General features: G+C 52.2%; 7 protein-coding genes. All 7 read left to right on the top strand.

All coding sequences use genetic code 11. The annotated features are described in order from the left end of the window. Positions 1 to 22 precede the first annotated feature (22 nt). The 7 genes from IMCC3135_RS11585 (at position 23) to mutL (ending at position 12,262) form a co-directional block, all read left to right on the top strand. Positions 23 to 1,198: an acetyl-CoA C-acetyltransferase gene (locus tag IMCC3135_RS11585; protein ID WP_088917751.1), complete on the top strand. Its 1,176-nt coding sequence runs from the start codon at positions 23 to 25 to the stop codon at positions 1,196 to 1,198. A gap of 76 nt (positions 1,199 to 1,274) precedes the next feature. Next, positions 1,275 to 2,000 carry an acetoacetyl-CoA reductase gene (gene phbB / locus IMCC3135_RS11590; protein WP_088917752.1) on the top strand — a complete coding sequence of 242 codons (726 nt, stop codon included), beginning with the start codon at positions 1,275 to 1,277 and terminating at the stop codon, positions 1,998 to 2,000. A gap of 290 nt (positions 2,001 to 2,290) precedes the next feature. Beyond that, the gene (locus tag IMCC3135_RS11595; protein WP_088917753.1) at positions 2,291 to 7,117 is read left to right on the top strand and encodes a chemotaxis protein CheB; all 4,827 of its coding nucleotides are present in this window, start codon (positions 2,291 to 2,293) and stop codon (positions 7,115 to 7,117) included. A 123-nt stretch (positions 7,118 to 7,240) separates the two neighbouring features. Next, a complete protein-coding gene (gene tsaE / locus IMCC3135_RS11600) occupies positions 7,241 to 7,723 on the top strand; it encodes a tRNA (adenosine(37)-N6)-threonylcarbamoyltransferase complex ATPase subunit type 1 TsaE (protein WP_088917754.1) in 483 nt (160 codons plus the stop codon). A 192-nt stretch (positions 7,724 to 7,915) separates the two neighbouring features. Continuing rightward, positions 7,916 to 8,788, top strand: a complete 873-nt coding sequence (locus tag IMCC3135_RS11605) for an SDR family oxidoreductase (RefSeq protein WP_088917755.1) — start codon at positions 7,916 to 7,918, stop codon at positions 8,786 to 8,788. Between the two features lie 140 nt (positions 8,789 to 8,928). Beyond that, entirely contained in the window at positions 8,929 to 10,173 is a 1,245-nt protein-coding gene (locus IMCC3135_RS11610; RefSeq protein WP_088917756.1) for an N-acetylmuramoyl-L-alanine amidase, read from the top strand. A gap of 211 nt (positions 10,174 to 10,384) precedes the next feature. Further along, on the top strand, positions 10,385 to 12,262 hold the full coding sequence (mutL, locus tag IMCC3135_RS11615; protein ID WP_088917757.1) for a DNA mismatch repair endonuclease MutL: 1,878 nt from the start codon (positions 10,385 to 10,387) through the stop codon (positions 12,260 to 12,262). Positions 12,263 to 12,278 lie beyond the last annotated feature (16 nt).

Below are 12,278 nucleotides of genomic sequence, written 5' to 3' on the forward strand. Positions count from 1 at the left end.
TTCCACAGAGGTAATCCGTATTATGAATGACATAGTCATCACTGGCGCAGCCAGGACTCCTATCGGCTCTTTTCTTGGAACCTTGTCCAGCGTATCGGCTGTCGATCTTGGGGCCACGGCCATCACAGAAGCGTTGAAGCGCAGTGCGGTTGATGCTGCCGATGTCTCGGAAGTGATTTTCGGACAGGTTCTCACGGCAGGTGCCGGTCAGAACCCAGCTCGTCAATCTGCCATGAAAGCAGGAATTCCTGCGGCAAGCACGGCAGTTACAGTCAATCAGGTTTGTGGCTCCGGACTGCGTACAGTTGCCATGGGCTTTCAAGCTATCAAAGCGGGCGACAGTCAAATCGTCGTTGCTGGCGGACAGGAAAGCATGAGTCTGTCGACTCACTGCGCGTCATTGAGAACTGGCCAGAAGATGGGTGATGCGAGTTTCATTGACACCATGATCAAAGATGGTTTGTGGGATGCTTTTCACGGCTACCACATGGGAACAACTGCAGAGAACGTCGCAGCCAAATGGGAAATTACTCGTGAAGAGCAGGACGCTTTCGCAGCCAAGTCTCAGCAAAAAGCTGAAGCTGCTCAGGCAGCGGGCAAGTTCGTCGACGAAATCGTACCCGTTACTGTCAAGAACCGTCGTGGTGACGTGGTGGTTGATGCAGACGAATACATCAAGCCTGGAACTACTGCTGAAACATTGGCAAAGCTGCGTCCAGCGTTCTCGAAGGAAGGCACTGTAACGGCAGGTAATGCATCAGGACTCAACGATGGTGCTGCAGCATTGGTACTCATGAGTTCCGATGAAGCGAAAAAACGTGGTGCTAAGCCACTTGCACGTATCGTTAGCTGGGCCACTGCCGGTGTTGAGCCTGCAGTCATGGGTTCAGGGCCTATTCCTGCCAGTCGTGCAGCGCTTGAGAAGGCTGGCTGGTCAGTCGGTGATCTGGACTTGATAGAAGCCAACGAAGCATTCGCTGCACAGGCCTGTGCAGTTAATAAAGAGCTGGAGTGGGATACCGACAAAGTGAACGTCAACGGTGGAGCCATTGCACTGGGACATCCGATTGGAGCCTCTGGTGCACGTGTACTGATATCTTTGCTGCACGAAATGCAGCGACGTGATGCTAAAAAGGGACTTGTTACACTTTGCATCGGTGGCGGTATGGGAATCGCCATGTGTGTTGAGCGGGATTAATTTGACATGCTGACACCCGTATGATTACACGGGTGGTTTGCTCATCAACTAACAACTAAACGGAGATATATTGATCATGGCAAAGATTGCGATTGTAACTGGTGGTACTCGCGGAATCGGTGAAGCGATTTCAATTGGATTGAAGAACGCAGGCTACAGCGTCGCTGCGAACTATGCGGGAAATGACGAGCGAGCCAAAGAATTTTCGGATAGAACCGGCATTGCTGTTTTCAAATTTGACGTTTCAGATTTCGCAGCCTGTCAGGAAGGAATCAAGAAGATCGAAGCTGATCTGGGCGGATCAGTTGACATCCTGGTCAACAATGCCGGCATCACGCGTGACGGAACACTGCAACGCATGGAGCAGGAAAGTTGGCAGGCAGTTATTGATACGAACCTGGGATCCTGCTTCAACACCAGTCGTTGTGTCATTGACGGAATGCGTGAAAAAGGTTTTGGTCGCATCGTTAACATTGGTTCCATCAATGGTCAGGCTGGTCAATACGGTCAGGTGAATTATGCAGCTGCCAAATCTGGCATCCATGGTTTTACCAAGGCTCTGGCACAAGAAGGCGCCTCGAAGGGTATCACCGTCAATGCTATCGCTCCGGGTTATGTCGACACTGATATGGTTCGTGCAGTGCCACCTGCCGTACTGGAGAAAATCATTGCCAAAATCCCGGTAGGTCGTCTGGGACGTGCTGAAGATATTGCGCGTACGGTTGAGTTCCTGGTTGCTGATGAGGCGGGCTTCATTACCGGTTCAACTCTTTCTGTTAATGGCGGTCAACACATGTATTGATCATCAGTCCCAGCCTTATCGACAGGCTGGGTTGATTGATTGTGACAGTGATCAACGGCTACTCCCGCTTTGCGCAGGGGTGGCCGTTTTTGTTTTTCAGGTTCGATAGTTCAACATTGTAAAATTTTCCAAGTTGCCTTATATCTTTTGGTTCCAGAATCTGGCTGGTAAAGTCGGGTTTATCGGATCCGTCTTTTGTGAACTTGAAATGTTCGGTCGTCTGATTCGAAAGGTAAGGGGCCAATTGATGCAGCTCTCGCTCTTCTAGAACAGGTAAACGTAGAATAGTTATGACAGAGAGCGTGCAGCTCGCGGTAGGGCCCACTGGGTCCAGATCCCGATTCCCGATAGTCGCCATAGGTGCATCGGCTGGGGGGCTGGAGCCTATAGAAGCTCTGTTGCATACCATTCCGGTCGATTGTGGGTTGGCCTTTGTCGTCGTGCAACATCTCTCTCCTGACTTTGTGAGCCATATGAGCTCCATATTGGGTCGAGCTACGGACATGCCCGTGTTGCTTGCCGAACAGGGGATGACCGTTGAGGTGAACTGCGTCTACCTCATACCTGCAAACAAGACCATGACTATCAAGTCTGAAAAGCTGCAGTTGACGCCATGTGGAATGGAAAGGAGGCACAAGCTGCCGATCGATGCCTTTATGGTTTCTCTGGCTGCTGATGTTGGTGATCGTGCTATCGGGGTGGTGCTGTCTGGAACAGGCTCAGATGGAACGACGGGTGTTCAGGCCATTAGTGACGCTGGCGGATGGGTGCTGGTTCAGGATGAAAAAACTGCACAATTTGACGGAATGCCAGGCAATGCCATTGCCAGTGGTGCCGCAGATGTCATCGGTTCGCCAGGAACACTTGCCGACTCACTGTGTTCCCTGGAGCGTAGTTCAAGCGATCTGACAGCCGAGTCAGAACGGATGATCAGAACCCAGACGAGTACCCATACGCAAGAGCTAAACCGCATTATTGAATTGCTCAGGCAATTTTGCAGTATCGATTTCTCGCAATACAAACACAGCACAGTGGGTAGGCGAATTCGCCGACGAATGCGGCTATTGAAAATAGATCAATTGCTGGCGTACGAGGTCTTGCTACAGGCGAACCCTCAGGAACTCGATGCACTTTACCGTGACATTCTCATAGGAGTCACACAGTTTTTCCGTGACAAAGAGGCATTCGAGTGTCTCGACGACAAGGTTCTGGTGCCGCTGGTGGAGAATGCCACTGCCTCGAAGAAACTGCGGATTTGGGCTTGTGGAGTTGCTACGGGAGAGGAAGTGTACTCGCTGGCAATGCTCATTGATGAGCGTGTGTCGGCATCGAGTTCAGGCATAGAGGTCAAGCTGTTTGCCACCGATGTTCATCAAGGGTCACTTGAACGAGCCATCAAAGGGGTTTATTCCGCAGAGGCCGTGAACGATCTCCCAGGTGAACGACGGGCGAGATATTTCGTCCGTAAACCTGACGGCTACCACGTCACATCCGAATTACGATTAATGGTCGTATTTGCGGAGCACAATGTTCTCAAGGATGCACCATTTGCCCAATTAGACCTCATCACTTGCCGGAACATGCTGATTTACCTGCAGCCCGAAGCGCAAATGAATGCGCTCTCGCTTTTTCATTTTGGCTTGAGGTCTGGCGGATATCTGTTTCTGGGGCCCAGTGAGACGACCATCAGTCTCAGCGATGAATTCGAGACGATTGATTCACGTTGGCGACTCTTCAGGAAGCGGCGTGATATGCGTTTGCCTGTTGATACAGTGCGACATTTTTCCGTGAGCACGAAAATACAGGCCCAAACATCGCTATCGGGCCAGGAAGGTAGACAGCAATATATTGAAACGTTGGACAGTAGCGATGATGGCTTGAGTCGTATAAGGGCGCTTGAAAATGATCTGGCCCTCACACAGGAGAGCCTGCAGTCGACAATAGAAGAGCTTGAAAGTGCCAATGAAGAGTTGCAGACGGCCAATGAGGAAATGCTGTCATCCAATGAAGAGCTGCAGAGTGCCAACGAAGAACTTCAATCGATCAATGGTGAGTACCAGCACAATATTCTGGAGCTGAGTCTGGCCAATGACGATATGACAAACCTGCTAGCCATTACCGGCGTAGGTGTGTTGTTTCTGGATGAAAATCTGCGTATTCGTCGTTACACACCTGAAATGGCTCGTCTGTTCAGCCTCCAACAGCAAGACTTGGGACGTGCTATCAGCGACTTCAATCATTCTCTCGACTATCAGAGTCTGATAGCGGATGTGGAACATACGATAGACAGTGGCAAGCAGTTCGAATGTAATGTTCGTGATATTGATGGGACTCCTTATCTTATGCGAATCGCGCCGTATCACAGGCGTGACGGGGTTAGTGGCGCTGCGTTGATGCTGATTGATTCAAGCGCCATGGCAGATGTGCAAAAAGAGATTGCAACCTACAAGTACATGTCAGATCAGACCGTGATCGGACAGATTCTGACGGATCAGGATGGGCGAATCCATTTCGCTAATCCGGCGTTGTGTAAAGTCAGTGGGAAAACCAGTGCAGAGCTTGGTCAGAGCTCAGTGCATAGTCTGTTTCCATTGTTGGATCGCGCGTTTGTAAAAGGTTTTTTTGAGCCATCTGCCAATAGGCAGGTCAAGCCTTTCGAATCCATATTGTTGTTGGATAGCGGTGTTTCGGTTCCAGTGGAATTGAGCCCTAATCTCCTGGAAATTCAGGACAAGACACTGCTTTTCATTGCCGTTCAGGATATTACTGAGAGGCATGAGGCCGCGCAGCAGATGAAGCTGTATGAAAGCGCTATAGAGGCTACTGACAGCGGTATTTCTATCGCCGACGCACGCCATCCGGATCAGCCGCTCATCTATGTTAACGAAGCCTTTCGGAACATGACGGGTTATACCTCGCAGGAGATTCTGGGAAAAAACTGTCGTCTCTTGCAAGGTATCGACACCTCGCCGGCAATGGTTGAAAAACTGCATTTGGCAATTGAGGCTCAGGAACCAGTCAGAACGGTGATTCTCAATTACGATCAGCATGGCCAGTCATTCTGGAATGATCTGATTGTCAATCCCGTCAGCAATGCAGAAGGGGTGGTCACTCACTTCGTTGCGGTAGCCAGCAATGTCACAGAGCAAGTCGAGGATGCGATGACCCTACAGGCCAGAGAGGCACAGGTCAGTACCATCATCAATGCGACGGAGCAGGCGATTTTTGGAGTGAATACAAAGCTTCAGGTCACGTTTGTCAACAGTGCAGCATTGGAGCTTGTGGGCTTGAGTATCGACGAAACTACCTCTGGGAAACGTTTGGACGTACTGCTCAACCTTGCCCCTTTGGAGCGTGATCTGGGTGAATACCAGAATGTTGCACAACTTCTGGACTCTCTTGTTTCCCAAGGCAAGTCCGTGCAACTTGATCCGATTACGTTGAGACGGGCAGATGGCGCCATGTTCAGTGCAGAAATATCTGCCAATCCGGTGCTTCAGAAAACCGAGGTGACCGGTGCTGTGGTCATGATCAAGAATGTCACGGAGCAAGAAGCTCAGTCGCAACTTCTGACCCGTGCTCTGGAGCAAGCTGATCAGGCAAGTCGTGCCAAGAGTGATTTTCTTGCCAATATGAGTCACGAGATACGAACGCCTTTGACAGCGGTCATGGGGTTTACTGACCTGATGTCGATGTCTCTGGAGGATAAAGAGCAGATTGAAAATGCCAGTGCGATAAAACACAATGCCTTGCATCTACTGGATCTGGTTAACGATATTCTGGACCTGTCCAAGCTGGAATCTGCACTATTGAAGATCGACTCGGAACTGGTTTCTCTACCGGCACTGGTGGCCGGTTTGAGATCAATGCATCAGATGCGCGCGGATCAAAAAGATCTCAGTTTCAGCTTTAAGTGCCTGTCTCCCGTTCCACATAAAATACAGACAGATCCTGTCCGGCTTCGACAAGTGCTCGTGAATTTGATCAGTAATGCGCTGAAGTTTACGATGCAAGGATCGGTAGCCGTTGAGTTTGAATCCAGGAACAGTATGCTGATTATCTCAGTCCGCGATACCGGGCCGGGAATTGCCGCTGACCAGCTCAGCGAGATGTTTCTACCATTCAGGCAGGGGTCGCTGGGGGCGAGTCATGGCGGGACAGGCTTGGGTCTGAGTATCAGCAAACACTTGATGGAGCTGCTGGGTGGCGAGCTGATGGTTGAAAGCCAGCTAGGCGAGGGCAGTGTCTTTACGGTCCGAATTCCGCTCGCAGATGAGGCTGATCGACGGCTGATTTCCGAGTTTGTGCAAGTGTCTGACGATCGATTGTTAGATCGCGATAATCCACCGACATCTCTGCGCGGCCATATCCTGGTGGCAGAGGATAATCTGGATGTGCAACGAGTGATCAGACAATTGCTGAGTAAGGCGGGAGCTACAGTGACCTGTGTGTCTGACGGTGTCAGGGCTTTGGAGGCGCTGCGCCAGGCACCTGATGCTTTTGACCTTGTGTTGCTGGACATTCGAATGCCCCGGTTAGGTGGCGAGGAGGTGGTCAGGCAGCTGCAGGACTGGGGTTTCTCCAAACCGGTGGTTGCAATAACCGCTCACGCGATGGCAGGTGATCATGATCGATACAGGGAAATCGGATTTGTCGATTCATTGTCAAAACCGATAGACACACGCCTGTTACTGGCACGACTGGCTGCACTGATGGATCAGGATAGTGAGCCACAGCTCGCACCACAGCTCGCACCACAGCTTGATGTGTTGCTTGTCGAAGATCACGATCAGAGCCGTCAGGTCTTGGTCAAATTGCTGACAAGGCTTGGTTGCAAAGTCAAAGGGGCAGCTAATGGAGCTGAGGCCTTGATGCTTCTACGTCAATGCAAGCCACGCTTGTGTTTACTGGATATGGGCTTGCCTGATATGAATGGGCTTGATGTGATTGCAGCAATGAGTAAGGAGGAGGAAAATCTGCCTGTGACATTTGTAGCCATGACCGGCAGTATCAGTCAGAGTGATCGTGAAGCCTACAGAGATGCCGGTATTGAGCAGGTGCTGGCAAAGCCTGTTGACATCGCTCAGATAAAATCCTTGCTGCAGACATCGCTGTGATTTTTTGAAAATCAGTGACTGCTAACAAAAGTCTCAGTTCGCGATATCCACATCTCCAGACAGACACCGGGCAGAGGTCATGCTCGACACTCCGATGGTCGCTGAACATGATAATCTTGTGTAATGAACCAGGAACAATACAAGGCTGATCTGGCCCGTTTTATCCATGAAGGCGTGCGTGATATAGCCGATGAGACATCCATGCAGTTACTGGGTGAAAAGCTGGCGAGCTGCGTACCGAAGGGGGCGTTATGGACGCTTTCGGGGGAGCTTGGGGCAGGCAAGAGCGTGCTGGTACGCTCTGTCATTCATGCTCTGGGTTACAAAGGGAGGGTCAAGAGCCCGACCTATACCTTGATTGAAACCTATGATGTCAGTGCTCAGCTGGGTAGTGCTATCAACAACATTGCGCATCTTGATCTGTACCGGCTACAGGATCCTGCAGAGCTGGACTACCTGGGTTTTGACGATCTCATTCGCGAGCATGATCTGGTCATGATCGAATGGCCTGAGCAGGGTGGAGATCGGCTTCCCCGTGCTGATCTTCATATCTCTATCACCTATGGGGTCGAGGATCGGCGGCAGGTCGTCTTCAGTATCCCCTGAGAGGCGATATCTGATGCTGGATTACCCGTTGCTCAAGACCATTCAACACGCCAACGATACTCTCTATTTATCGTGTCAGTTGCACTGAGTAAATCCCCAGTCGGGATAATGGGGTATTGGGCGGCTAACGGGTTCTTCTGAAGCTTGGGTGCAGTACACTGATCAACAGCTTCTGAAATACCGAGATCAATCATGTCACTAGCAGGAAAAACGCTGTTCATGTCCGGCGGTAGTCGCGGGATCGGATTTGCCATCGCCAAGGCTGCTGTTGAACAAGGTGCGAACGTGGCCATCGCCGCCAAAACTGCCGAACCACACCCGAAATTACCGGGTACCGTGTTTACGGCTGCAGATGAGCTCAATGAGGTGGGTCCGGGCAAGGCGATCGGCCTGGTCTGTGATATCCGGCATGAAGAACAGATTGAGGCGGCCATTGCGGCAACAGTTGCGGCTTTCGGCGGCATCGATATTTGTATCAACAACGCCAGTGCAATCTCTCTGACGGATACGCCCAGTACGTCCATGAAACGTTATGACCTGATGAACGAGGTTAATACGCGCGGAACCTATATGGTCTCGAAGCTGGTATTACCCTATCTGCAGGCATCGTCACATGCACATATTCTCAATCTGTCACCGCCTCTGGATCTCAATCCGAAGTGGTTCAAGGGGCATGTTGCCTACACGATTGCCAAATACGGCATGTCATTGTGTGTACTTGGCATGGCAGAGGAATTTCGGGAGCAGGGAATCGGTGTTAATGCCCTGTGGCCGATAACAGCCGTAGATACGGCTGCTGTGCGCAATGTCATCGGCGATGACCGGATGGCATTGATGTGCAGGAAGCCAGAGATAATGGCAGATGCTGCGCTGGCCATATTGAATCGAGACCCTGGACAGTGCACGGGTAACTTCTTCATCGATGAGGAAGTTCTGATCGAGGAAGGTGTAACGGATTTTTCCGTGTATCAGAACGAAGGTGCAACCCGGCTCATTGCCGATTTTTTCGTGCCAGATGAGGTTTTTGAACGATCTCCGACCCAGTTGGTACACGGTATGGGATAGAACGCCGTTACTGCGGCGCTTGTCACTGGACTTTCGCCGCACCTCTTCTATGCTTATGTCGGCAGAGCTGTCCCCGTTCGCCTTTTGTTTTCTTGAGGCGTTTCGGTGGCGGCTCGAAACTCCATTCATGTGAGGGTGTGATGCTGACAATCAGAGCGGCCAGAAATATCAGGCAGTGGGTGCGACAGGCTGTTTGTCCATTGATACTGTTGGTGGCTGGCGTGCTTGGCGGTTTTTCAGGCTCATTGCAGGCCGCCGTCAAACTCAATGGTTTCAATCTGGTGCAGCAAGAGAATGTCATGCTGCATTTTGACCTGGATTCAGCTAACGCGACTGCCGACGTATTTTCTCTGAGCAATCCCAACCGGCTGGTTGTGGATCTGCCGGAGGCGACGCTGGCGACGCCTATGCCGACAACAACCTTTTCAGAGGGAATTGTCAGTCGTGTACGCTATGCCCAGCATGGCAGTGACTATCTCAGGGTCGTACTGGACCTGCGAGGCGCAGTGAATCCCACTTATGAGCTGATTCCACGCCAGGGCGGGAAACGCCTACTGATCAATCTGGGTGTGAAGGGCACCCCGCAACTGGGTGTCAAGGATATCCCCGAGATTACCGGTCCGGTCGAGAACGTCATTGAGCAGCCAGCGTTGCGTAATGCTGTCGTGGCGATCGATGCCGGACACGGTGGTCGGGATCCGGGGGCTGTCGGCCAGAAGAAAACACTGGAAAAGGATATTACTCTGGCGGTGGCTCAGAAACTCTACAAACGGCTGGAAGCTCGCCCCGGAGTTACGCCGATACTGATTAGAGATAGCGACGTCTATATCGAACTGCGTGAGCGCATGAATATCGCACGCAACAATGATGCGGACCTATTTGTATCAATTCATGCAGATGCCATCAATCACAACCAGGCGAAGGGCAGTTCGGTCTACACCCTGTCTCTGGATGGTGCCAGTTCCGAGGCGGCAGCCTGGTTGGCGAAAAGCGAGAACGAAGCTGCCGCTTTGTACGGCGATATCGCGCTGGATCAATTTGAAAACAGTTTGCGCCAAACCTTATTGAATCTGACTCAAAGCGCCACGATGGAGTCGAGTATGGAGGCCGGTGCCGATGTGCTGAGTGAGCTGACGCAGGTAGGGGCGGTTCACAAATCGTCTGTTGAGCAGGCAGCCTTCGCTGTTCTGAAGTCACCGGATATCCCTTCAATACTGGTTGAAACTGCCTTTATCTCCAATCTGCAGGAAGAAAAGAAGCTCAAGAGTTCAAGTTACCAGGATGATTTGGCTCGGGCAATCGAATCAGGCGTGATTCGATATCTGGGCAGACGAGCACCGGCGGGTACCTACCTGGCAGCGGAGCGTCGCAAGCGAGGCTCGTAGGGCGGATTCTGTCCCGGAGCCTATCCGGGAATAGTGTCCGTAGTCGATCAAACCATTCTAGGGCAGGCTTCTGGAGCTGGATGTGGCGGAAGTCTCGGAACTGTAGTGGCCTAAACTGCCGAAGCCTGCAAGGAGTGGACAACAGGCGCATAATGGCGGGCCAATCCGACACTGATGGAGTCTTGACTGGCTCCGATAGCATCCAGCGCTCATGCCAACTATTCATCAGCTCCCTGACCACCTGATCAACCAGATAGCAGCTGGCGAGGTGGTTGAAAGACCGGCTTCTATCGTCAAGGAGCTGGTAGAAAATGCCCTGGATGCTGGTGCGACTCGCATTGTGCTGGACCTGGAGCAAGGTGGTCTGGACAGGATTCGAATCCGCGATAATGGCTGCGGTATCGATGCCGACGATTTACCCAGAGCACTCAGCCGGCATGCCACCAGCAAGATTCTGTCGATGGATGATCTGCAAAGCGTTGCAACGCTCGGATTTCGTGGTGAGGCCCTGCCCAGCATCGCCTCAGTATCACGCCTGACCCTGACCTCGCGGACCGCAGAAACTGATCATGGCGCTCGTATAGATTACAAGCCAGATGCATCTGCGGAGCAAGAGCCGGCAGCGCACCCGGTGGGTACTACGGTTGATGTGAACAGTTTGTTTTACAACGTGCCGGCAAGACGCAAGTTCATGCGGACACCGAAAACCGAATTCACACGTTGTGAAAGCATTGTGAAAACCCTTGCCATGGCACAGCCAGATTGCGCGTTTACTCTCAATCACAATGGCAAGACCGTATTCGAATGCAAGGCTGCAGCTGATATGGAAGCCCGCAATACGCGTATCACTCGTATTCTGGGTAAGGGCTTTGGTGAAGCTGCCCGAGCTGTCAGCCTGGAAGGTGCCGGGTTGACGATGAGTGGCTGGATTGCAGACCCCAGCTTTTCCCGTTCGCAGGCAGACATGCAATACTTCTACGTAAACCAACGCATGGTGCGCGACAAGGTCATCTCACACGCGGTCAAACAGGCCTATAGCGACCTGATCTATCACCAACGCCATCCGGCTTTTGTGTTGTTTCTGCAGATGGATCCGACAATGGTCGATGTCAATGTGCATCCGGGTAAACAGGAGGTCCGTTTTCGGGAAAGCCAGCTGGTACATGGGTTCGTGCGCCGATCCATCAAGGACTTTCTTGCCGCGATTACTCCGGCAGATTCTCTGGGGGATTCACATTCTGCAACAGGGATGAGTCTCGGTCACGATGGGCTGCAGCCGCAGCTATCAGCTGCCGGACTGGGTCAGCCCTCTGGCGCGAATACGGGTAACGGCTACTCACAGCCGCCCCTACAGCGGCCCATGCCACTACAGGTGCAAGAGCAGTTCAATTCCATGTCTCGTCTGGGAGCACCGAGCACAAGAGCTCCTGAGCCAATCAGTCCCTATGCCCGAAACAGCGATGCGTTGCGAGAGCGAGTCACGAGCGAAGGCGAGGGTTCGGAGATTCCACCGTTAGGCTTTGCCAGAGCACATCTTCACGGGGTCTATATTCTGGCTGAAAATCGCGATGGTCTGATCATTGTCGATGCGCATGCCGCCCATGAACGCATTACCTATGAGCGTTTAAAGGCGCTGTACCATGATGGCGCTCTGAAGCGTCAGGCATTGCTGGTGCCGCTGACTCTGGATGTCAGTGAGCCGGAGGCTGATCGCTGTGAGCAGGAGCGAGACTGGCTGGAGAGCATCGGCCTGGTGGTGGATCGCATGGCACCCGAGCAGCTGTGTATTCGGGAAGTTCCTTCGATTCTCGGGCAAGCCGATGTCAGCGCCTTGTTGCGTGATGTGCTGTCCGACCTGATGAATCACGATAGCAGCGAGCGGTTGCGTGCCGCCGTTGACGAGGTGCTATCGTCCATGGCTTGCCACGGGTCGGTCCGTGCGAATCGAGGATTGAGTACATCTGAAATGAATGCATTGTTACGTCAGATCGAATCAACACCCAATAGTGGTCAGTGCAATCATGGCAGGCCCACCTGGACAGCGCTGGACATGCAGGCGCTGGACAAGTTGTTTCTGCGCGGACGCTAGGCTGATGGCTGCAATA

This window comes from Granulosicoccus antarcticus IMCC3135 (genome assembly GCF_002215215.1).
GTDB classification, from domain to species: domain Bacteria; phylum Pseudomonadota; class Gammaproteobacteria; order Granulosicoccales; family Granulosicoccaceae; genus Granulosicoccus; species Granulosicoccus antarcticus.